The sequence below is a fragment of the Flavobacterium fluviale genome (assembly GCF_003312915.1).
In the GTDB taxonomy this organism is placed as follows: Bacteria; Bacteroidota; Bacteroidia; order Flavobacteriales; family Flavobacteriaceae; genus Flavobacterium; species Flavobacterium fluviale.
This window is the reverse complement of sequence record NZ_CP030261.1, coordinates 2,428,328-2,450,581: the sequence shown is the minus strand read 5'-3', so window position 1 is coordinate 2,450,581 and position 22,254 is coordinate 2,428,328. Positions and strand designations below refer to the sequence as shown.

Annotated in this window: 20 protein-coding genes; 13 read left to right on the top strand and 7 right to left on the bottom strand. The window is 33.1% G+C overall.

Features of this window, described 5'->3' with window-relative positions; genetic code table 11:
- Positions 1-52 precede the first annotated feature (52 nt).
- Positions 53-1,384, bottom strand: a complete 1,332-nt coding sequence (locus HYN86_RS10760; RefSeq protein WP_113678026.1) for a DUF5723 family protein — start codon at positions 1,382-1,384, stop codon at positions 53-55.
- A gap of 538 nt (positions 1,385-1,922) precedes the next feature.
- The gene (gene prfA / locus HYN86_RS10755; protein WP_113678025.1) at positions 1,923-2,999 is read right to left on the bottom strand and encodes a peptide chain release factor 1; all 1,077 of its coding nucleotides are present in this window, start codon (positions 2,997-2,999) and stop codon (positions 1,923-1,925) included.
- A gap of 450 nt (positions 3,000-3,449) precedes the next feature.
- Between prfA and HYN86_RS10745 the strand changes: the two genes are divergently transcribed.
- The 3 genes from HYN86_RS10745 to HYN86_RS10735 are packed head-to-tail and all read left to right on the top strand — an operon-like array spanning position 3,450 to position 6,229.
- A complete protein-coding gene (locus HYN86_RS10745) occupies positions 3,450-4,946 on the top strand; it encodes a TIR domain-containing protein (protein WP_205334595.1) in 1,497 nt (498 codons plus the stop codon).
- Positions 4,947-4,997: 51 nt separating this feature from the next.
- Positions 4,998-5,789 carry a hypothetical protein gene (locus HYN86_RS10740; protein WP_205334594.1) on the top strand — a complete coding sequence of 264 codons (792 nt, stop codon included), beginning with the start codon at positions 4,998-5,000 and terminating at the stop codon, positions 5,787-5,789.
- On the top strand, positions 5,789-6,229 hold the full coding sequence (locus HYN86_RS10735; RefSeq protein ID WP_205334593.1) for a hypothetical protein: 441 nt from the start codon (positions 5,789-5,791) through the stop codon (positions 6,227-6,229). Before HYN86_RS10740 ends, HYN86_RS10735 begins: the two co-directional genes overlap by 1 nt.
- Positions 6,230-6,300: 71 nt before the next feature.
- Here HYN86_RS10735 and HYN86_RS10730 read toward each other — a convergent pair whose 3' ends face one another.
- Positions 6,301-6,636 (bottom strand): hypothetical protein, encoded by a 336-nt coding sequence (locus HYN86_RS10730; protein ID WP_113678023.1) that lies wholly within the window; start codon positions 6,634-6,636, stop codon positions 6,301-6,303.
- Between the two features lie 111 nt (positions 6,637-6,747).
- On the opposite strand from HYN86_RS10730, the gene HYN86_RS10725 reads away from it, so the two are divergent.
- The gene (locus HYN86_RS10725) at positions 6,748-6,984 is read left to right on the top strand and encodes a helix-turn-helix domain-containing protein (RefSeq protein WP_113678022.1); all 237 of its coding nucleotides are present in this window, start codon (positions 6,748-6,750) and stop codon (positions 6,982-6,984) included.
- A 26-nt stretch (positions 6,985-7,010) separates the two neighbouring features.
- Here the strand turns inward: HYN86_RS10725 and HYN86_RS10720 are convergent, their stop codons facing one another.
- Together HYN86_RS10720 and HYN86_RS10715 are read right to left on the bottom strand one after the other, a co-directional pair.
- Positions 7,011-7,607, bottom strand: coding sequence for an IS3 family transposase (locus HYN86_RS10720; protein ID WP_113678021.1), 597 nt, complete (start codon positions 7,605-7,607; stop codon positions 7,011-7,013).
- Entirely contained in the window at positions 7,604-8,761 is a 1,158-nt protein-coding gene (locus HYN86_RS10715; RefSeq protein WP_113678020.1) for an IS3 family transposase, read from the bottom strand. The genes HYN86_RS10720 and HYN86_RS10715 overlap by 4 nt, the downstream gene beginning before the upstream one ends.
- Before the next feature lie 184 nt (positions 8,762-8,945).
- Here HYN86_RS10715 and HYN86_RS10710 point away from each other — a divergent pair, with 184 nt between their 5' ends.
- Positions 8,946-9,440: an SRPBCC family protein gene (locus HYN86_RS10710; RefSeq protein ID WP_113678019.1), complete on the top strand. Its 495-nt coding sequence runs from the start codon at positions 8,946-8,948 to the stop codon at positions 9,438-9,440.
- Between the two features lie 55 nt (positions 9,441-9,495).
- Here the strand turns inward: HYN86_RS10710 and HYN86_RS20980 are convergent, their stop codons facing one another.
- Complete coding sequence (locus tag HYN86_RS20980) at positions 9,496-9,651, bottom strand: hypothetical protein (RefSeq protein ID WP_162789356.1); 156 nt, start codon at positions 9,649-9,651, stop codon at positions 9,496-9,498.
- A 233-nt stretch (positions 9,652-9,884) separates the two neighbouring features.
- On the opposite strand from HYN86_RS20980, the gene HYN86_RS10705 reads away from it, so the two are divergent.
- From HYN86_RS10705 to HYN86_RS10685, 5 genes are all read left to right on the top strand, one after another.
- Positions 9,885-10,313: a hypothetical protein gene (locus tag HYN86_RS10705; RefSeq protein ID WP_113678018.1), complete on the top strand. Its 429-nt coding sequence runs from the start codon at positions 9,885-9,887 to the stop codon at positions 10,311-10,313.
- A gap of 102 nt (positions 10,314-10,415) precedes the next feature.
- A complete protein-coding gene (locus HYN86_RS10700) occupies positions 10,416-10,814 on the top strand; it encodes a DUF3997 domain-containing protein (protein WP_113678017.1) in 399 nt (132 codons plus the stop codon).
- Between the two features lie 117 nt (positions 10,815-10,931).
- A complete protein-coding gene (locus HYN86_RS10695) occupies positions 10,932-13,235 on the top strand; it encodes a type IA DNA topoisomerase (RefSeq protein WP_113678016.1) in 2,304 nt (767 codons plus the stop codon).
- A gap of 291 nt (positions 13,236-13,526) precedes the next feature.
- On the top strand, positions 13,527-14,003 hold the full coding sequence (locus HYN86_RS10690; RefSeq protein ID WP_113678015.1) for a DUF6265 family protein: 477 nt from the start codon (positions 13,527-13,529) through the stop codon (positions 14,001-14,003).
- A gap of 54 nt (positions 14,004-14,057) precedes the next feature.
- On the top strand, positions 14,058-14,564 hold the full coding sequence (locus tag HYN86_RS10685; protein ID WP_113678014.1) for a hypothetical protein: 507 nt from the start codon (positions 14,058-14,060) through the stop codon (positions 14,562-14,564).
- Positions 14,565-14,660: 96 nt separating this feature from the next.
- Here HYN86_RS10685 and HYN86_RS10680 read toward each other — a convergent pair whose 3' ends face one another.
- Positions 14,661-15,821 carry an MFS transporter gene (locus HYN86_RS10680; RefSeq protein WP_113678013.1) on the bottom strand — a complete coding sequence of 387 codons (1,161 nt, stop codon included), beginning with the start codon at positions 15,819-15,821 and terminating at the stop codon, positions 14,661-14,663.
- Positions 15,822-16,072: 251 nt separating this feature from the next.
- Here HYN86_RS10680 and HYN86_RS10675 point away from each other — a divergent pair, with 251 nt between their 5' ends.
- The 3 genes from HYN86_RS10675 to HYN86_RS10665 all read left to right on the top strand — a co-directional run bounded on the left by HYN86_RS10675 (position 16,073) and on the right by HYN86_RS10665 (position 22,155).
- Positions 16,073-18,394: a TonB-dependent siderophore receptor gene (locus tag HYN86_RS10675; RefSeq protein ID WP_113678012.1), complete on the top strand. Its 2,322-nt coding sequence runs from the start codon at positions 16,073-16,075 to the stop codon at positions 18,392-18,394.
- Between the two features lie 78 nt (positions 18,395-18,472).
- On the top strand, positions 18,473-19,579 hold the full coding sequence (locus HYN86_RS10670; RefSeq protein ID WP_113678011.1) for a PepSY-associated TM helix domain-containing protein: 1,107 nt from the start codon (positions 18,473-18,475) through the stop codon (positions 19,577-19,579).
- A 146-nt stretch (positions 19,580-19,725) separates the two neighbouring features.
- The gene (locus HYN86_RS10665; protein ID WP_113679910.1) at positions 19,726-22,155 is read left to right on the top strand and encodes a TonB-dependent receptor; all 2,430 of its coding nucleotides are present in this window, start codon (positions 19,726-19,728) and stop codon (positions 22,153-22,155) included.
- Positions 22,156-22,254: the final 99 nt, after the last annotated feature.

The window sequence follows — 22,254 nt, the reverse complement described above, 5'->3', positions numbered from 1 at the left end:
AGAAAACTCAGAAATCTTAGAACCTCAGTACCTTAGAACCTTAGGACCTTTTTTACTTATAATCTTGATAAATCGGCAGCTTTAAGCCCACATAAACATTTGCTGCTTTAGAGTTGTTTGAAAACAAATTAGAAATTAATGAACCCGACCCAATAAAGATTGGTCCAGCTCTTAAGCCAGTTCCAATTTGAGTACCGCTGTATTCCATCCAAGTCAGCGGAATATAAAAACTAAACTGTCTCGTTTCGTATCTTGGCGTAAAAGTAACCGAATTAGCAATCGCTGTTCCGTTTATTTTATTGGCATTCACCAGTCCGAAATCGCCGCTTAAATTCAGGTAAAATTTATTGTCGATATTCCAGTCAAAGTTAGTATGCAAAGCTGTTGGCAGACTTGCTTTTACCGCTTTTCTTGAAGAAGTTTTAGTGTAATTAGCATCAAAAAATTCGAAGATATCTTCTGCATCTTCTATATCTTCCTGCGTAACTCTTCCAGTCAAATTATAAGTGTTTTCAGTAACGTTTTTATAATTCAAACTTCCAATATCCGTTACAGATGCTGCAGCTTTGAATTTATAACGGTTTCCTACACAAGTGTGGCAATTGGTACGGTATTCATAAGTAAAACCTAAATCTACGCCCACACCAGCAGACGTTGGATCAAATTTTTGTTTTTCTCCATTTTGATAATCGTAGCTTGCAGCCGTTCGCAATGTTCCAGTAGAATAATATTCGCTCAACGCAGGATTAACGGCATTTCTATTAAAAGCGACACTCAAATCAGTTCCGTTAATGTAGCTGTTTGCTCCCGCCATCAAATACTTCAACGTAAGTCCACCTTTTACAAAATGGTCGTCTCGGTCCAATAAAACCGTTCCGTACGACGCGCCAATTTCTGCCCAAGAATTCGTAACTCCATTCGGATTACCGCCAGTAATCATAAAACTACTCGAGACATCTAAATCTTTATTTACTTCATCTACAAGCTCACCATTTACCCCTACTAGATTGGTTACGCTTCGAACTCTTGTAAAAAGTGCAATACTATGTAAAGGCGTGATATTCATCATAAACGACGGACCTAGAATATCTACATTCAAGTTTCCTCTGTTGTTTGATTTGAAATTTTTAGTTGCATCGGTATCAAGATCATAATCTCCATCTAATGCATCTAAAACATTAATTCCGTATAAATCATTTTGTCCCGTTGCACTAATAGAACCAATAGTAACATCCGCTTTATATTTAGAATCAACCACAGCAGACGGATTAAATAACACGCTTTGAATCCCGGCATAATTATCATCTCTAAATCCGAAATACGATTGCGAGCGTGCACAAAAAAAGCTTCCAAAGAAGCAAAATAAGAGTAAAGTTTTCTTCATAAAATAATTGGTTGGTTATGTTTTGTCATGTTTTAGTCCTGCAAATATTTAATAAAAAAGCCGAATAAAAAAGGTTTTTTTTCTAGGCACCAAGGTTCTAAGGGGCTCTCCAAGGCTTCGGGACTAAGTTTTATAAAAATCGCTTATAAATCTTACTTGGTATTAGTAATGTGTAGTTTTTGTCATTAGTTTTTTTTAAGGTGCTGAGGGACTAAGATGCTAAGGGGCTAAGATTTTTACGCCAATAAAAAACAATTCACATAAAAAAATTGCTCAAAAAACATTCTCAGAATCAAAATATACCCCGCGGTTTCAACCGCGGGAACGCAAAGGTATTGACACAATCCATTCACAACAGGTAATAAAAAATGCGTAATCCTAATACGTCTCCCGCGGTTAAAACCGCGGGCTATATTTGATTATAGAAATTTAAAAAAAAGCATAAAAAAAGCCGAACGCAAGTTCGGCTTTTTTATAATTTAAGTTCAAAGAGAAAAAACCTTAGAACCTTAGCATCTTAGAATCTCAGCACCTCAGTTTAAAAAACTTCTGAAGCCTCTTTCAATTTCTCCATGTTGTTAACCAATTGAAGCTCGGCAACAATTTTCTGAATATCACCATTCATGATGTTTCCTAAATCGTAAAGTGTCAAACCAACTCTGTGATCGGTTACACGACCTTGAGCGTAGTTATAGGTACGAATTTTAGCAGAACGGTCGCCAGAACTTACCTGAGAAGTACGTTTTGTAGCATCTTCAGCTTCTTTCTTAGCTAATTCCATTTCGTACAAACGAGAACGTAAAACCGTTAACGCCTTATCTTTATTTTTATGCTGCGATTTCTGATCCTGACATTGCGCCACCAATCCAGTTGGAATGTGCGTTAAACGTACAGCCGATTTCGTAGTATTTACCGATTGTCCTCCAGGTCCAGACGAACAGAAGAAATCTACACGAACATCGTTCATATCGATCTGTACATCAAACTCTTCTGCTTCTGGTAAAACCATAACAGTAGCAGCTGATGTATGCACACGACCCTGCGTTTCAGTCTGCGGTACACGCTGTACACGGTGAACACCCGCTTCAAACTTTAAAGTACCGTAAACATCCTCTCCCGAAACCTCAAAAATAACCTCTTTGAAACCTCCAGAAGTACCTTCGTTCATATCCACAACAGATGTTCTCCATCCTTGTGCTTCACAATATTTAGTATACATTCTAAACAAATCCCCGGCAAAAATACTCGCTTCGTCCCCACCCGTTCCGGCGCGGATCTCCACCATAACATTTTTAGCATCTTCAGGATCTTTAGGAATCAACATAAATTTGATTTCCTCCTCTAGCTGCGGTAAACGTTCTTTTGCTTCATCCAACTGCATTTTGGCCATTTCAACCATATCTGCATCGCTTCCGTCAGCAATAATTTCGTTTGCTTCGTCAATATTGGCTAAAACAAGAATGTATTCTTCTCTCTTTTCAACCAAAGCTTTTATGCTTTTATATTCTTGGTTGAGTTGCACATAACGCTTTTGATCAGCAATAACATCCGGCTGAATAATCAAATCCGAAATCTCATCAAAACGCTGCTTTACATATTGAAGTCTATCTAACATTTTCTAATTCCTTTTATTGGACTGCAAAATTACGAAATATTTATTGATTATTCTAGTGTTGATTTTTTGTGTTTTTTGAGGAGGATATTTAGTGAGATTTGGATTGTTTTTTGGAGCTGATTCCTGCTCCCGAAGCTTCGGGAAGCTTTATCTTTTTAGGCAGAAAGTTTACGGTTTTAATAAGATCTTTTCTTTTGCCTAAAAAGGATGATTCTTCTATCAGTGCTAAGGCTTTCCTTTTAAAACAAGGTTTATGGTTTACGGTTTTCCGTAATACAATTATATTTAAAGGAATTATTTTTAACAAATTAAAAAATCAGGGGTTTTTACTTGTTGATGGATTTAGATTTAATACGATGTTTGTTTTATAAAAGATTTATCATTAATAAATATCTTTTAAAGAACTAAACTTTAACCAAATGATAAACATAAAAAAAACTTAACTGAAAAGTGGAAAATAAAATTAAAATATTTTTAGAAGATGTTTTTAAAACATCAGGAACTCCTACTTATACATTCGTAAAGCCAGTAGAGTACACAAAACTTTTAGTTTCTTTAAGAACAAAGGGAAGAGGATTAATAATAGAGGGGCCTTCTGGAATTGGAAAAACTACAAGTATTAATAAGGCAATTGAAGAAATGGGTATTAATACACAAATAACCTCCCTTTCTGCAAGAAAAAAAGAAGATATTGACTTAATTCAATTATTACCTGAGTTTAGCGACTTTGGAATTGTGATTGTTGATGACTTTCATGTACTTCCTAATGAGACGAAAAAAGCCTTATCAGACTATATGAAAACTTTAGCGGATGAAGACTCTATATCTTCAAAGCTTATACTAATTGGAATTAATAAAGCTGGGGATTCTCTTGTGTCATTTTCACCAGACTTAAATAATCGAATTGATACAATACGATTTGAAGCAAATCCAAGTGAAAAAATCGAAGAAATGCTTTCTTTAGGTGAGAAAGCTCTTAATATTACAATAAATATTAAATCAGAGATTGTAAATGAATCCAAAGGAAGCTTTCATATTGCGCAATTACTTGCTAAAGAAACATGTATTAATTGTGAAATTATAGACAATCATTCACATAAATTAGAAACAGACACAAGTATAGAAACTATAAAAGCAAAAGTTAATCAGGAACTTGGACGTCTATTTTATCCTAAAGCTAGAATATTTGCAATTGGGTCTAAATTAAGAAAGGAAGGAAGAGCACCATACCTTCATTTACTTAATTGGCTATCATATAGTTCTGATTGGTCAATCCAAATAGATGAATTACTTAATCAAAATCCTAATATGAAACTTAGTATTAATCAGGTTGTCGAAAAAGGCTTTTTAAAAAAACTTATTGAAGACAACCCTTTATTACAAGATGTTATTCACTTTGACGACCAATCTAACGTTCTTACAATTGAAGATCCTAAATTTCTATTTTATATTAGAAATATTTTGTGGAATAAGTTTGCCGAACAAATTGGCTTTGTTGGCATTGAGTTTACCAAACCGTATGATTTTGCACTTTCTTTTGCGGGAGAAAATCGAACTCTGGCAGAAAGAATTAATTCAAAATTGTTAGAAAGAGAAATTTCTGTTTTTTATGACGAAAATGAGCAACATAGAATCTTAGCTTCTAATATTGAAGATTATCTTGCTCCTATTTACAATTCAGAAGCAAATTTTGTTGTTGTCATTCTTAGTAAAGATTATCCAAAAAAAATATGGACGAAATTTGAATCTGAACAATTTAAGCAAAGATTTGGAGAGAATACAATAATTCCAATTTGGTTTTCAGATATAGATACAAATTTATTTGATGAATCTAGAAAATATGGAGGCTTGACTTTTCATATAGACAAAGATTTTGAAAAAGAAAGTGAAAGAATTGTTTCTATACTATCAAAAAAGCTAGAAGATAAAAGAAAAGAAAGACAATGAGCCAACTTTTAATTTGGTTTAATTATCAACAATTAAAAATTTAAAAAAAATATGTACAGAGGATTTGATTTAAAAATACCTAATGATTTAAATTCTTCCAAATCATTAGAAATTGGTAAAGAAATACTAGAGTTAACCAATGAAATTGTAAAAAAATCATTAAATAATTACTTATTAGACAACGGCTCTTTAGATGGAACTAAAATAATTAAAAATTGGTTTCCAGAATTTGAGTCACATATATTTTTATCTCATTCTCATAAGGACAGAGAAAAAGCAATGACAATAGCAGGAATGTTAGCTAAAGAATTTGGAATTTTAACTTTCATTGATTCAACTGTATGGGGATATTCGAATGAATTATTAAAAAAAATTGATGATGAATATTGCTTACATACTAATAGAGAAAATTATGATTATGAAAAAAGAAATTATTCAACAGCCCATGTTCATTTAATGCTTTCAACTGCCCTAAATAAGATGATTGATAATAGCGAGTGTTTATTTTTTCTGAATTCTCCTAATTCTATAACAACCTCGACAGAAATTAATCAAAAAACAAACTCACCATGGATATTTTCAGAAATAGCAACATCAAAAATTATTCGTAAACAAACCCCAGAAAGATTAAAGAAAAAAACAAAAATGTTTTCAAGTAGCGATGTAATTGCCATGAAAGAAAGCACTAAGTTAAATATAGAATATGAATTAGAACTTTCACATCTAACAACACTAGATACATCAGATATCTTAAACTGGAAAAATACACCAGCAAATTCACCTGAAGAAGCTCTTGATAACCTCTACAAACAACATAATATTAATACAAAATTTTTATTGTAATGCACGAAAATAAATTAAAACATTTAGAATTTATTCAAAACACAATCATAAGAATGAGTACTAATTCATTTATTATAAAAGGATGGATTATTACATTACTTTCTGCAATATTTGTATTAGCTGAAAAAGAAAGCAATCAAAATTATATTTGTTTAATGTTCATTATTATTCCTGTTTTTTGGTACTTAAATGCATATTTTTTATTATTGGAAAGAAAGTTTAGATCTTTATATAATGATGTCCGAGTAAAGTCTGAAAATCAGATTGATTTTTCAATGGATATTACTAGCTATAATGGAGCAAAAAACAGTATTAGAAAATGTCTTTGGGCTTCTTCAATTTGGCCTATCTACATTTTCTTATTTGTTATAACGGTCATAGTAAAACTAGAATTTAGTTCAAATAAAATCACAAATTTATTAACATCCCTTTTTCAATAATTTTGTTGCATTAAAAATGCTTTAATAAAAAAAACTGCGCAAATGTCTCTGATTTTGCGCAGTTTCTTTTTTTATAAATTCCCTTGCAAAGAAACCTTACACAATTCATCCAACAACTCCATTTCATCTTCTGGCAATAACTGCAAGGCGATTTCAAGCAAAGTCATGACATTGACATTATTGTCTTTTGTAAAACTCGACAAACCGTTTGCATCTGGATTAAGCAAAATAATGCTTGCTTTTAGCAAATCTGTAACCATTAGATTTAATTCGTTATAAGAAGAAACTTTTAGCGGTATGGTAAACGAGTTGGCTTCTTTAGGCTCTGGTTTTAGTTTGGTGAAATATCTTCCTTTATTTACTAATTCTAATAATTCTTCTGCTCTTTCCTTATTTTGCGATTCCAATTTATATAAGATTTAATTTACAATTTTAAACAAATATAGAAAAAATCAGTAACATACAACCCCTTTTTTACATTCACGTAAAAACAATCGATTACTTGTAATTTCATTTCTATGAAAAGAGAAAGAAAAAGTGAAATTCCAGAAGTTGTAAAAGATCTAGGAATCAAGATTAAAGATATAATTGAAGAAAAGAAATTCAAGAGACGAGAGGTTGCTCATGATGCAGAAATGGACGTTGAAAGTCTAAGAAAATATATAAGAGGTTCGCAAGAAATGAAAATTGGAACTTTGTTTAAAATTGCACAAGCTTTAAAAATTCATCCAAGTGAGTTAATTAAGGATTTGTAATATTTCATTTATTTCTCATTATGTGATTATTTTTTTTTCAATGAAACATATAATCCTAATTCTCTCATACATCTAAGTACTGTGTTGGAAGATACCAAATATCCACATTTTTCAAGTTCTACTGCGATACGACAACATCCATAAGTTTCTCTTGATTGAACAAATATAGAATAGATTTTGTCTTTTAAATTAATTTTACTTTTTTGTTTTTCTGTGAGAAAACCTCTTTTCCATGAATTATAAGTTTCTGTGTTTGTGCCTAATGTTTTACACATTAATTCTTTAGAATATTTCATTTCATTTTCTGCAATAAATTGAAAAATAAAAGGTTTCCCCAAAACAATAAAATCCTTAGCATCTCTAATAATTTCAAACTTTAGATTTATATTTTTAATCTTTTTTTTAAGAATTTTAATTTTTTTCTCTTCACAACTTAACACTGGATTTCCCTTGCCAGGAAAGCTTGCATTTCCATCCTTTTTTAAAATATTTCGCCATAAAGACAGAGAGTTAAGACTTATTTGTAAATCTCTAGCCGTTTGAGTTACATTGCCATTTTCATAGCTTAGTTGAATAGCTTTTAATTTGAAATCCCGGTTATAATGTACTCTGCACTTTTTCATAGGTAATTATTAAATTCATCAATTGTTTTGTAATTAAGACTGGAATGTATTCTTTTCTTATTGTACCAGTTTTCTATATAATCGAATATTACTCTTTTACTTTCACGTGTTGTGAGTAATTTTGTCTGTTTATAAATTGCTTCTCTCTTTAACGTATTAAAAAAACTTTCTACAACAGCATTATCATAACTGTCTCCCGTTCGACTCATACTGGGTTTGCAATTATGTTCAACCAATTTATTAGTAAACAATTTATTTGCATATTGAATTCCTTTATCAGAATGAAATATTAATCCTTCGGTAACGGGACGATTAATAATTGCTTTTTCAAAAGCAGGCAAAGTTGTAACCTTAGTAGAAAGTGCAGAACTCAAATGCCATCCTATTATTTTTCTATCATACAAGTCCATGACAACAGTTAAATATGAAAACCTTTTATCTGTGCGGATATAAGTAATGTCTGAAACCCACACTCTACAAGGTTGATCTATTTTAAATTTTCTGTTCAATAAATTTGGAGCGATACATAAGTTATGCTTAGAATCTGTTGTGGCTATAAATTTCTTTTTGACTTTACTACGTAAACCAAGTTGCTTCATATAAAATGATACTTGAGTATCAGAAATTTGGAATCCACGGTTATGGAGTTCTCTAGTAATTAATAAGCATCCTTTGTACTGTTTGAATTCAAAAAATATAGACTTTATTTCTTTTTTAAGTAAATAGACACGCGTTTCCGTTTTAGAAAAAGGCTGTTTTGTCCATAAATCGTAAGTGGAATGCGAAGCTCCTAAGACTTCGAACATTTTATACAAAGGATATTTATCTCTGTTATTATGTATGAAATTACAAAGCACATGCTTTCCTTGATGCATATATTTCAATCCTTCTTCCAGTATTTCTAACCGAAGTTGGGATTCTGAAAGCTTCTTTTCTAATTCGTAGATTTCCGTATTTTCAAAATAAACTCTTTTACGACCTTCACCAGGAAAACTTCCTTTTCCAAATTTCTCATAAATCTTACGCCATTTGGAAAGTTGTTTTGGATCAATATCAAGTTCTTCTGCAGTTTCTCTAATCGTATTTCTTACATAACTTAGTAAAACTGCATTTTCTTTAAAAATTGGATTGTAATGTCTGATATTTTCATTCATATTATGAAGTTTGATATTAATCAGATCTATTAAGCTAAATTATGAAATTTCCTTCGAATAGGATATAGAAAATAACATTAACTATCATCATATCAATGTTTTATTAATAACTTTATATATTAGCAGCATTAAATTGCAAGCGTTTTCGATTTTAAAGAGAAGCATATAACTGAAAGTTTAGATCATGCAAAACTTCGATTGGACATCTTTCACCAAAAAAATAGCCGTTAAAGCTAAAATCAGCGATATTTATAACGCCTGGACAAAGGCTGAGGAACTTGAAAAATGGTTTCTCGAAAAAGTATCTTTTTTTGATAGTAATCAAGAGCTGGTAAGTAAAGACCAAAATGTTTCTGAAGGCAATACATATGAATGGCTTTGGTATTTGTATGATGACGCAATGAAAGGAAAAATAACTGCTGCCAACGGAAAAGATCAATTGCAGTTTACATTTGAAGGAGATTGTCTTGTAGATATCAAATTGAGCGAAAGCAATGGTTACACGATTGTCGAACTTCGCCATCATAATATTCCAACAGATGATCATTCGAAACAATATATCAGACTGGGCTGTTCGAACGGCTGGCATTTTTATCTTACCAATCTTAAATCGGTTTACGAAGGTGGTTTGGATTTACGCAATAAGGATAAGAATTTGAATCCTATGATTAATAATTAAATTGTTAATCGAGTACATCAAATGGTAGTGTAAATATCTAGGAATTTATCTTAAATTATTGCAGAAATAAAGTCGTTACTAAAAGAAAAGCTATTAGAAGCACTATTAGCTTATTGCTTCTTCTTCTCAAAAGTTTTTTTCTTCTTTGTGCTTCGGCATGAACCAATTTCTCTACATTTTTAAAATCAATATTATTTTTTCTAATTGTCATTTTTTGTTTAAAAATACAGCATCTCACTATTTAAAAAAGCTTACAAAAGTTTTGTTTATAATACAATAGGACAAATCACTTTTTTCAGCTTTGCTTCTAGTGCCCTTAACTTTATCAGAAATCATAGAATCTCTTTTTTGGACAGTTACGTCTTTCCGTAAGGAAATTAATTTTAAACAATTTACTTTTGAAAGAAAAGCCTTTAATACGTTTAATCATTAAAAACCACATCAATGAAACTATTAATTACCGCATTTCTTTTTATCTTCCACTTTATTCTCACTGCACAATCTAACCAGTTTGCAGGCGATTATGCGCGATCTCTCTCTGATGAAGGAAAGCATATAATTGAATATAAATTGACTTTAAATCAAAATGGTACATTTTTGTTTCATTCCTATTCAAAAATACAAGGCGGTATTCCAGCCGAAACAAATAAATATGGAAAAGGAAAATGGATCGCAAATGATAACCTTATTACTTTTTCTTCTAACAAAAAAGAAGATTTTGACGAAAAATATACTTTAGATTTTACTAATTCAACTGCGAGATTTGTTACTAAAAATCCAAGAGATAAAAGCGATAAAATAGTGAAGACTAAACTTCAGTTCTTAGATTCAGAAATTACTTGGATGAGGAGGATCGATATTTTTAAAATCTAATCAGCCTTTATTTTTCAATTTCAAAGTTGTTTGCTCTTCTACATTTGTTCTCAACCTTTACTAAAAATAATATAAAATCAGAACTTAGTTGCAATTAAAAGAATGAAAAAATTCATTTACAGCATTTTAGCATCAATTTTACTTTCCTCCTGCTTTAGTTTGTACGACAACGGAAGTGATACTATTGTCGATGGTTATGAAGTTATCTGGGTTGATTTACAGCAATCTAGATCTTTAAAAAAAGGCGACATCTTAATCCCTGCGTATATTGCTGCTGTAGGATATAATTCAAAATATATTTATTCGAAACAGCATCCTCTTTTAGAAAACTCTAAAGAAAAAATAAATCTCTCCGTAACAAATTATTATATCATCGAAAGAACGTTAAGCTTTCTTCAGGACAAACCTGTTTTTGGTCCCTTTAATAAAGCTGATTTTGAAAAAAAATGCGAGCAGCTTGCCATTGATGAGCCCGAATTTGAATTAACTTTTCCCAATTAAAATGTATTTTGATTTCGATTAGAAATTCTATTTTAAGTTTAAAAGAGTTAGTGTCTTCGCGCCTTTGGGGCAAACCAAAAAAAGTCCTAACTTCGCTCTTCAATAAGAAAAGAAAGAATGAAGGTCTGTATTGCTGAGAAACCAAGTGTAGCACGTGAAATCGCATCCGTTTTGGGAGCCAATACCAAACACGACGGCTATTATGAAGGAAACGGTTATGCCGTAACCTACACTTTTGGTCATTTATGCACCTTAAAAGAACCCAACGATTACAAACCACACTGGAAAAGCTGGGATTTGAACAATCTTCCAATGCTTCCTGAAAAATTTGAAACCAAAGTGGTTCAGAATTCGGGAATCCAAAAACAGTTTAAAATCATTAAAAGTCTTTTCGACAAAGCCGAATTGGTTATCAACTGCGGGGATGCCGGGCAGGAAGGAGAATTGATTCAGCGCTGGGTAATGAACGAAGCACATTATAAAGGCGAGATAAAACGCTTGTGGATTTCGTCACTTACAACCGAAGCTATAAAAGAAGGTTTCGACAACTTAAAACCTTCTGAAAACTATGATAATTTATTCTATGCCGGGTTTTCCAGAGCAATTGGCGACTGGCTTCTCGGAATGAACGCAACGCGTTTGTATACCGTAAAACACGGCGGTTACAAACAAGTTTTATCAATTGGGCGCGTGCAGACGCCGACATTGGCAATGGTTGTGGAAAGATTTAAAGAAATCGAAAACTTCAACCCGCAGCCGTATTGGGAATTACAGACTTTATACAGAGAAACACTTTTCAGCTACGAAGAAGGTCGCTTTCTAAACAAAGAAGACGGAGAAGTTCTGGCTGAAAAAGTCAAAGAAAGTGATTTCGAAATTGTTTCTGTTGACAAAAAAAACGGAAATGAATACGCACCAAAGTTATTTGACTTGACAGGTTTACAAGTTTACTGCAATCAGAAATTCGGATTTTCGGCAGAGGAAACGCTGAAAATTGCGCAGACTTTGTATGAGCAGAAAGCGATAACATATCCGAGGGTTGATACGACTTTTCTTCCGGGCGATATTTACCCAAAAGTGCCTGGTATTCTGCAAAAACTGACGCATTACGCTCCTTTAACAGAACCGCTTTTAGGAAAGAAAATTAAAAAATCGCCAAAGGTTTTTAATGATAAAAAAGTAACCGATCACCACGCGATTATTCCGACTGGAATTGAAATTAATCTGCCGTACAATCAGCAGCAGGTTTATGATATTATTACCAAACGTTTTATTGCTGTTTTTTACGATGATTGTTTAGTCGCAAATACCACAGTTATTGGAAAAGCTGCCGATGTGACTTTTAAAGCCACTGGAAAAGAAATCTTGAAAAAAGGTTTCCGTGTGGTTTTTGAAGATCCGAATGCGAAAGAAAAAGAACCCGATTTACTGCCGAGTTTTGTTGTGGGCGAAAAAGGCCCGCATGAACCTTCTTTCCTTCAAAAAGAAACCAAACCGCCCAATCATTTTACCGAGGCAACTTTACTGCGTGCCATGGAAACAGCAGGAAAACAAGTCGATGATGAAGATTTGCGCGAATTGATGAAAGAGAACGGAATCGGTCGCCCGTCAACGCGTGCGAATATTATCGAAACGCTTTTTAAGCGGCAATACATTGTCAGAAATAAAAAACAGGTCTTACCAACTATAACTGGAATTCAGTTGATTGATACGATTCAGAATGAATTGATCAAATCGGCTGAACTTACAGGTTCTTGGGAAAAACAGTTGAAAGATATTGAAAAAGGAACTTTTACAGCCGCTGCCTTTATAAAAAACATGAAGCGTATGGTTGAAGCTTTGGTTTATGAAGTTCGAAGCGAAACAAAACACGCCAATATTTCGCATGCTGCAACCGTCCAAAAACCAGCTGCAAAAACAGAAAAAAAGAAAGCCGCAGGGATTTTAGCAGAAACCTGTCCGAAATGCCAAAAAGGAAATTTTATAAAAGGGAAATCGGCTTTTGGATGCAGCGAATATAAATCGGGTTGTGATTTTGTATTGCCTTATGTTTTTTCAGATAAAAAAATTACCGAAAGTCAGTATTTACGATTAATTCAAAAAGGTTCAACTGTAAATATAAAAGGCTTTAAAACCGAGGCTGGAACGGTTGAAGGTTTAATTCGTTTTGAAGAAAATTACAAACTGAAATTAGAACCTAAAAAAACAGCTCCAAAGGCTGCATCTACTCCAACATCTGATTCTCTAACTTGTCCGAAATGTAAAAAAGGAACAATTCTAAAAGGAAAAACTGCTTACGGATGCGCAGCATACAAATCTGGCTGTGATTTTAAAGTAACTTTTGACGAAGTTCGTGCTAAATTGAAAGATCAAAAACCTACAAAGGAATTGGTTTATTCGATTTTACAGGAAAGTGTTTAATTTTTTTTGCCACAGATTAAAAGGATTCAAATGATTTTTTTTGAATTGTGCTTTGCGGCGAATTACACTAATTTTTACTAATTTTTTTCACGCAGATTCTGCAGATTTTGCAGATTTAATAATTCAAAAAATCGACAGAATCTACGGGAGAAAAATCATTTGAATCCTTTTAATCTGTGGCAAGTAAACTCTTCCAATTTTAAAAAAAATTAGTAAAAATTAGTGTAATTCACGGCAACAAAATTTTTCCTACTTTAGTACCTCATTACAAAACCAAAAAACTCAAAAAATATGTTTCAGAAAATTACTCTTATTACACTTATAATAGCATTTGTTTCCTGCCAGAAAAAAGAAACTATTGAAAAACACAAAATCAAAACAGCCGATTGGTTAATTGGAAATTGGGAAAATACTTCACCAGATGGCGTTTTAACTGAAAACTGGCAAAAATTGAACGATAGTACTTTCAGTGCTTCTTCTTATTTTATAAAAGGAAAAGATACTCTACACTTTGAAACTATTGTTTTGGCTCAATTGGGCGAAAATCTAACTTATAAGGCAACCGTAAAAGGTCAGAATGAAGACAAACCTGTTTTCTTTCCATCAACCGCAGAATCAGATAAACAATTGGTTTTCGAAAATCCTAAACACGATTATCCTCAAAAAATCACGTATACAAAAGGTGCCAATAATACCTTAACCGCTGAGATTTCTGGAAAATTGAATGGGAAGCCTAGTTCGGAGAAGTTTGTTTTGACGAAGAAATAATATTTCTTTTTAAATAATTTTCAAATCAGATTGTGCATATTCTACAATAAAAGAATGGAAAGAAAATTTATCATTGGAAAATTAGAGGTTAGAAAACTAATTCTTTCAGATATTTTATATTTATTTTTATATGTAATCGCCCTATTGTACTACATATATATACTTAAATACAAATCAGCAGACAAATTTGTAACCTCATTTTTGATTTCTTGGATTATTAGCATAACAACTATTTCTTCTCCTTTTGGGTTAAGATTTAGAAATATTTATTTTTCAATAATCTGGCTGCTAATATCAATTGCCTTTTTTATCAACAATTCTTTTATTTCCATACTTCCATTACTAACTTTCTTTCAATATCATTTAATCAGATTAATATTTTGGAAGAAAAATAAAAGAGAATTTATTCCATATGAAACTGGAAGAGGGAATATGTATCGATATAAAAGTAATTTTGAAAAAAGATACGGAGATCTTACAGACAAAAAGTACACTAAAATTCTTCTAGTATCTGGAATTTTAATAGTAGGATTCTGTTTAATAGTTGATTCCAAAAAATAAATTTCCTCCTTAATCACAAATGTAATCTCGAAAGTAGAACAATTGTAAAAAAACTTATAACCTCAGTAACTTAGCACCTCAGCACCTTAAAAAAATCTACTCATTCTCCCCTATTTTATTCACCATAAAAATCATCAGAATTCCTAAAATTGCCATAACCAAAAACGCCCACTTCATACTTAAATATTCAGAGATAAAACCAACCATTGGCGGCACCAATAAAAAGCCAAGATAACCAATAGTTGATATCGATGTTAAGGCAGAACCACTGCTGAGTTTAGATGATCTTCCGGCAATACTAAACACCAACGGAACCACGCAGGAAACCCCAAATCCAATTAAGACATACCCGAAAATAGTTGGATATGCATACGGAAGTATAAAACAGATCCCGAAACCAACTGTGATTAAGATGCCACTGTAAAGCAGGATTTTCTTTGTACCAAATTTCATTACGCCATAATCTCCAAACAGACGTCCTAAAGTTACTGCCGATGCAAAAAATACAAACGCAGCGCTCGTCATTTTTGGTGAAGCCTTTAAGATATTTTCGAAATAAATTCCGCTCCAATCGTACATTGTATTTTCGCATGCCATTGAAACAAAACAAATTAAGGCGAACTTAATTAAGTTTTTTTCAGGCATCGAGAAGAACTTCTTTTTAACGGGAACAGGCTCATTATGAATACTCATTGGATAAAAACAAGCGGTCAGCGCCAGCATGAAAACACTTACTCCCAGTAAATGATGCGATGGCGCAATTTTCTGTGTCACCATTACATAGCCTAAACCAGCTCCAGAAAAAACGGCAATACTCCAAACTGCATGAAAACGCGTTATAATAGATTTCGGGTATAATTTCTGTACTTCGAGTGACTGTGCATTTATCGATAAATTGAAAATATTACGAGAAGCTCCAAAAATGAGAAGTACAATTACCAGCTGCCATACAAATGCAACTAAACCTGGTAAAGACAATACAATATTGAACATTATAGCTCCTAAAAGCATAATGTAACGGCTGCTGTATTTATTTAAAAGTTTTCCGGTGAAAGGCATTGTCAGCATTAAACCAATCGGAAAGGCGAATAAAACTGCTCCGAATTCAGCTTCAGATAACTTTAATTGTGCTTGTATGTGCGGTATTCTCGATACCCAGGAAGAATATCCAAATCCTGAAAGGAAAAAGAACACTGTATTCGCTATACGGTATCCTCTTGGGGTATTTTGAATTTTTTTGAAGAAAGATAAAATCATGAAGTCATTTTTCAGACTGCAAAATTAAGGCTTTTAAAACGAATTATAGTTGGTTTTAGCTTTAATAAATTCATACAGTTTTTAGCTTTTTATTCTAAAAAAGTGAAGACTTTTCTTTCTTATCAAGTCTTATGGCCCTAAAAACCAAAATGAAATCAAATATAATTTGTTAAAAAAACAATAATTTCTACATTTGCGCTGTTTTTATTTATTCTAAATAAAATTAATTACAAACCAATTTTTAAAAACCAATGAAATATTTTAATCCGAAAACGTCACGTTTTCTACTGGCAATTAGTTTTGTCTTTTCGTTCTTTATCATGTCTGCCCAGCAAAATGGAAAAGTTAAAGGAACCATCACCACTTCAGATGGCGAGCTGGGAGCGGGAGTCAATATCATCTTAAAAAACTCAAAATACTGGACCGTTTCAGATGAAAATGGAAACTTTGAATTCAACAGAGTAAAACCAGGCAGCTATATTTTACAAGTGTCCTTAACGGGATATGAAACTTCAGAAAGCGAAGTAGTTGTTTCAGAAAGCGAAACCGCAACTGTTGATTTACAGCTAAAAGTTTCAAACAAGGAACTTAAAGAAGTTGTTGTAAACAGTAAAAAAAGCATCTTATCTAAAAAAACAGATTATGTTGCCAGAATGCCATTGACGAATCTTGAAAATCCGCAGGTTTACAGTGTTATTCAGAAAGAACTTTTAATGGAACAAGTTGCTGTAGATATCAAAAGTGCTGTACAGAACTCTCCAGGTGTCGTTTCTATCAGCTTTCCTTCTGGTGGCGTTGGGGTAATTTTTAGAGGATTTTCTACAGGAGTTAATGCAAGAAACGGGATGGAAACAGTTTCTGGCCGTTCTTCTGTTGATTTGGGTAACGTAGAACGTATTGAAATCATGAAAGGGCCGTCTGGAACTTTATTTGGTTCATCTGTTTCTTCATTTGGAGGTGTTGTAAATCTGGTTACAAAAAAACCTTTTGAAACTACAGCTGCCGAAGTATCGTACACAACGGGTAGTTTCAACTTAAACCGACTTACCGCTGATGTTAATACACCGCTAAACGACGACAAAACGGTATTATTCAGAATTAATCTTGCCGTAAACAGAGAGAAGAGTTTTCTAGATTATGGCTTTAACAACACGCTTCTTTTTGCACCGACTCTTACTTATAAGGCTTCTGACAAATTGACTTTTAACTTTGATGCAGAACTTTATAACGTTAACAATACAAGACGCACTTACAATACTTATGCTGCAACATCTGGAATTACCAATCCGAATGATTTGAAAATCGATTACAAAAAATCAATGTTTCATGATGATAACGATGCGAAATCAACTGCAACAAAATTTTTCGCTCAGGCAGAATATGAAATATCAGAGAACTGGAAATCTACAACGGTTTTTTCATTTGTAGGAGAAGATGTAGAACGCAGTTATCAGAGTTATGCTGTTTGGAGTTCACCAACACAAACCGCGAGAAGAGTTGGTTTATGGGGACCAATTTTTAACAACTACACCAACATTCAGGAAAATATCAACGGAAAATTTTCTACAGGAAGTATCAAACATAAATTCCTAACAGGTGTAAACTACAGACTTTACAGTTCTAATTTTTCTGGAGGATCAACTTTTACGCTCGACAATATTGATGTAACGGCTCCTTTTACGCCAATTAGAAGAAAAGCAGTTGATGCAGGTCTTGTACTTACGACATCACCTATTGCAGATCAAAAAACTTTTAGTGTTTATGCCAGCGATGTAGTGAATTTTACAGACAAACTTTCTGTAATGCTGAGCTTACGTTTGGACAATTTTGAACGTGCAAAAGTAGGAACTGTAGAAGGTTACAGTCAGACAGCTCTTTCTCCAAAATTAGGATTAGTTTATGAAGTTGTAAAAGATCAGGTTTCTGTATTTGGAAATTACATGAACGGTTTCCAAAACATGCAGCCGGTTACGCAGCCAGATGCGACACAGTTAGTTCTAGACCCAATTTACGCGGTTCAGTATGAAGGAGGTATTAAAGCCGACGCTTTCAACAAAAAATTAAGCGGATCTGTAAGTTATTATAACATTACGATTGATAATGCTACAAGAATTGATGCTGCAGGTTTTACTTTACAAGATGGTAAACAAGTTAGTAAAGGTGTAGATTTTGAATTAATGGCTACTCCATTTAATGGCTTAAGTATAGTTTCGGGTTATGCTTATAATGATAACCGAATTGTAAAAGCTTCTGTTGCTGCAATTGAAGGAAACAAGGCGACTTCTTCTCCAGAAAATGTAGTTAACTTTTGGACAACTTATACTTTTCAAAACAAATTAAAAGGTTTAGGAATTGGAGCGGGCGCAAATTATGTTGACAAAAATTATTTTACGGCAGAAAACACGTTTTACATTCCATCGTATACAGTTTATAATGCGACAGTATACTACGAAAAACCATCTTGGAGAGTAGGTTTAAAATTTAATAATTTAACCAATGAAAAATACTGGGATTTCTGGGGTTCATCGCAGGCACCAACAAGTATATTGGCAAATTTAACAGTCAAATTTTAAAAGTATAATGCACTAAACCAGCGCCTCAATTTTTTGAATTGGGGCGCTTTTAATTATAATCTTTTTAGAGTTATTTCTATGACATTTAAAAAACTCATTCTTAAAATTCACCTTTGGCTCGGCTTGTCTTCTGGTTTAATTGTAATCGTACTCGGCATTACCGGCTGTTTATTTGCTTTTGAAGAAGAACTGCGCCCTGTGGTTCATGACTATTATTATGCAGATCAGGTAAAAGAAAAAAAACTGCCTGTCAGCCAGATAATTGAAATTGCCAAAAAAGCCAACAAGAATCCGAAACAATCTATTTCTGGATGCCGAATACTTAATGAAGATGATCGTACTGTAATTGTCTGGTTTTTTGAAGAACTAAATCCAAATGGATTTTGGTATTGGGAGCAATATCAGACCATTTATATCTATATAGATCCCTATACAGGAAAGGTTAAGGAACATGAAAATTATAATTTCGAATTTTTTGTTTTTATCAGAATGCTCCATCAAACCCTCTGTCTCAATCCTAAGATTGGCGACCCTATTACCGGAACAGCGACCATAATATTTATTATTTCGCTTATTACGGGGCTTATACTTTGGTGGCCCAAAAATAAGCAGGCAGCCAAACAGCGCTTTTGGTTTAGATGGAAAGATTCAACGAAATGGAAACGCAAAAATTACGACCTGCATAATATACTGGGATACTATATGATGTTTTTTGCTTTAATAATTGCATTGACAGGATTAGTCTGGGCATTTGATTCTTATGATAAAGGACTGCAATGGCTTTTTAACGGAGGAAAAACATTTAAAAGAGAAAAGGTCGTTTCCGATATTTCTCAATATACGACAGACAACTCGATTGATAAGATTTACGCTTCCATCAAACAATCACATCCAAAGGCAGAAAGTTATTATCTGTTTATGCCGCAAGAAAATGATTCGGTTGCGACTTACAATACATTCATTCGATATAAAAGCCGTTTTGATGACACAGCCATAGATTTTGACCGTTATACTGCGAAACCTCTTAGAACGATAAAATATGAGGATAAAAGCAACGGAGAAAAATTCCGCTTTTTAAATTACGATATACATGTGGGCAGTATTCTTGGATTTCCAGGAAAAGTACTAGCCTTTTTTGCCAGTCTGGTTTCGGCTAGTTTACCGATAACTGGTTTCTTAATCTAGTGGGGAAGAAATAACAAAAAAAAGAAATAAACAAGTAATTATAAACTCAGTTCCTTGTTGTTAAAATAATTATAATTTCTACATTTGCCTTGTTTTTAATTATTCTAAATAACGAAAACCATTTAATCCAAAAAAAAGAAATTACCATGAATTATTCGAAAACCGGCATTAAGCAGATCCTTACCAAAATCTGTCTGCTGCTCTTCATGAGCTGTAGTATATTTGCACAGCAAAACGCAGGAAAAATTAAAGGAGTTATAACCACATCTGACGGAGAACTTGCTGTTGGAGTTAACCTTATCCTTAAAAATTCAAAATACGGCACAATTAGTAACGAGGATGGTGCATTTGAGTTTAACCGAGTAAAACCCAACAATTATACTGTTCAAGTTTCTTTACCTGGATATGAAACATTAGAACAGGAAGTAATTGTTACTGCAAATGAAACTACTTCTCTTAATTTACAATTGACGGTTTCTAACAAACAATTACAAGAAGTCATTATTACTAATAATAGAGGAAAAGCTTTCCCGAAACAAAGTACTTATGTTTCGAAAATGCCTCTTAAAAATGTTGAAAATCCGCAGGTTTACAATATCGTTTCGTCTGAATTGATGAAAGAACAAGCGATTACGAATTACGAAGATGCGTTAAAAAATGTTCCTGGCATTCAGAAATTATGGGAATCTACAGGTCGCGGCGGTGATGGAGGTTCTTATTATTCCTTACGTGGTTTTGAAGTTCAGGCTAATATTGTTAACGGTTTACCAGGCATAACAAGCGGAACATTAGATCCTGCCAATATTGAACGTATCGAAGTTATTAAAGGACCATCTGGAACTTTATTCGGCAGCAGTTTAGTTAGTTATGGCGGGCTTATCAATACGGTTACTAAAAAACCTTACAGTGGTTTTGGTGGTGAGGTTTCTTATCTTGCCGGAAGTTTTGGTTTAAACAGAGTTACCGCAGACGTCAACACGCCATTGGACGATAATAATGATGTTCTTTTCAGAATTAATGCAGCATATCAAACCGAAAATAGTTTTCAAGACGCAGGATTCAGAACTTCTATTTTTGTCGCTCCTTCCCTTTCTTATAAAGTAAACGACAAATTATCTTTCTTGATTAATACCGAATTTATGGCTGAAGAAAAAACAACGCCTTCTATGTTGTTTTTAGGAAGAGATGCGCCTTTGCAATTTACCGACTTAGCCGATTTAAATTACAATACCGATTTGTCTTTCTACAGCAATGATCTTCCGATGAAAAATCCGAGATTTAATTTACAGGGACAAATGACTTATAAAATCTCTGAACAATGGACCTCGCAAACAGTTTTATCTAGAACTTCTTCTAAATCAAAAGGATACTACTCTTATATTTATGACAACGAAGATGGAAACCGCGATTTTGCTTTATGGATTACAAAAGAAAATTCTCAAACTGCAACAACCGATATTCAACAGAACTTTATTGGAGATTTCAAAATCGGAAATATGAGAAATCGTCTGGTTGTTGGTTTGGACTATTTCGATCGTAATCTGATGTTTGGAGGTTCTGGTTATGGCAAATTGTACAATGTTACCGCTCAAGGCGAAGTACGACAATTGGATGATCAAAATCCTTATAACTTAACTCAAACTTCTGTAGATCAATTATTGGCAGGAGAAGCTGGTCCAAATTACAATTCTAAAGATGCAACTTATAGTGCTTACGTCTCAGACGTACTGAACATTACGCCAACTTTATTAGCAATGGCCAGTTTAAGAATAGATTATTTTGACACAGAAGGAAATATTAAAGTTGATACCGATAATTATACACAAACAGCATTATCGCCAAAATTTGGACTGGTTTATCAGCCCATTAAAGATCAACTGTCTGTATTTGCCAATTACATGAATGGATTTAGAAATATTGCACCAACAGCAATATATGACACTGATGGAAATTTTATTGGTTCGCAAACCTTTGAACCTGAGCACGCCGATCAGCTGGAAGCAGGAATTAAAGCCGATTTATTTTCAGATAAACTAACAGCTACTTTGAGCTATTACGATATTAATGTAGCTAATTTGGTTACAAGCAACCCAATGTACAGCTCACAAGGCGGTGAAGCAAACAGTAAAGGTTTTGAATTTGATTTGAATGCTTCGCCAGTTAAAGGTTTAAGTATTATAGCTGGATATAGTTATAACGAAAGTAAAATTACAAAAGGAGATGAAAATAACGTTTGGCTGGATCAAGGAAAAAGACCTTTTTGGGCTGGTCCAAAAAACTTAGTCAATCTTTGGGCAACATATAAATTTGATGAAGGAACGTTAGAGAATTTTGGTCTTGGTTTTGGAGGAAATTATGCCAGCGACAATGCAATTTTAGACAGCAGTGTTACTGGAAAATTTATTCTTCCAGAATATACTGTTATCAATGGTTCTGTATTTTACAACTCTACTAAATTCCGCGTAAGTTTAAATGTAAATAACATTACTAACAAAGATTATTTCAACGGAGGATGGTCTACCGTAAATCCGCAAAAACCTAGAAATGTTGCAGCGAGTTTTGCTTATAAATTCTAGATCGCTTTTAAATTTCAAAAAAGTCTCGATGTCCACAAAAAATAAGTGGTTTCGAGGCTTTTTTTTGTATTTTTATTTTTAATTATTCTAAATAAGAGC

Coding starts and splice junctions, on each gene's coding strand:
- HYN86_RS10740 (WP_205334594.1), top strand. CDS start 4,998: ATGTACAGAGGATTTGATTTAAAAATACCTAATGATTTAAATTCTTCC.
- HYN86_RS10715 (WP_113678020.1), bottom strand. CDS start 8,761: ATGAATGAAAATATCAGACATTACAATCCAATTTTTAAAGAAAATGCA.
- HYN86_RS10685 (WP_113678014.1), top strand. CDS start 14,058: ATGGAAAGAAAATTTATCATTGGAAAATTAGAGGTTAGAAAACTAATT.
- HYN86_RS20980 (WP_162789356.1), bottom strand. CDS start 9,651: ATGACAATTAGAAAAAATAATATTGATTTTAAAAATGTAGAGAAATTG.
- HYN86_RS10670 (WP_113678011.1), top strand. CDS start 18,473: ATGACATTTAAAAAACTCATTCTTAAAATTCACCTTTGGCTCGGCTTG.
- HYN86_RS10760 (WP_113678026.1), bottom strand. CDS start 1,384: ATGAAGAAAACTTTACTCTTATTTTGCTTCTTTGGAAGCTTTTTTTGT.
- HYN86_RS10710 (WP_113678019.1), top strand. CDS start 8,946: ATGCAAAACTTCGATTGGACATCTTTCACCAAAAAAATAGCCGTTAAA.
- HYN86_RS10690 (WP_113678015.1), top strand. CDS start 13,527: ATGTTTCAGAAAATTACTCTTATTACACTTATAATAGCATTTGTTTCC.
- prfA (WP_113678025.1), bottom strand. CDS start 2,999: ATGTTAGATAGACTTCAATATGTAAAGCAGCGTTTTGATGAGATTTCG.
- HYN86_RS10725 (WP_113678022.1), top strand. CDS start 6,748: ATGAAAAGAGAAAGAAAAAGTGAAATTCCAGAAGTTGTAAAAGATCTA.
- HYN86_RS10695 (WP_113678016.1), top strand. CDS start 10,932: ATGAAGGTCTGTATTGCTGAGAAACCAAGTGTAGCACGTGAAATCGCA.
- HYN86_RS10720 (WP_113678021.1), bottom strand. CDS start 7,607: ATGAAAAAGTGCAGAGTACATTATAACCGGGATTTCAAATTAAAAGCT.
- HYN86_RS10705 (WP_113678018.1), top strand. CDS start 9,885: ATGAAACTATTAATTACCGCATTTCTTTTTATCTTCCACTTTATTCTC.
- HYN86_RS10665 (WP_113679910.1), top strand. CDS start 19,726: ATGAATTATTCGAAAACCGGCATTAAGCAGATCCTTACCAAAATCTGT.
- HYN86_RS10680 (WP_113678013.1), bottom strand. CDS start 15,821: ATGATTTTATCTTTCTTCAAAAAAATTCAAAATACCCCAAGAGGATAC.
- HYN86_RS10735 (WP_205334593.1), top strand. CDS start 5,789: ATGCACGAAAATAAATTAAAACATTTAGAATTTATTCAAAACACAATC.
- HYN86_RS10700 (WP_113678017.1), top strand. CDS start 10,416: ATGAAAAAATTCATTTACAGCATTTTAGCATCAATTTTACTTTCCTCC.
- HYN86_RS10675 (WP_113678012.1), top strand. CDS start 16,073: ATGAAATATTTTAATCCGAAAACGTCACGTTTTCTACTGGCAATTAGT.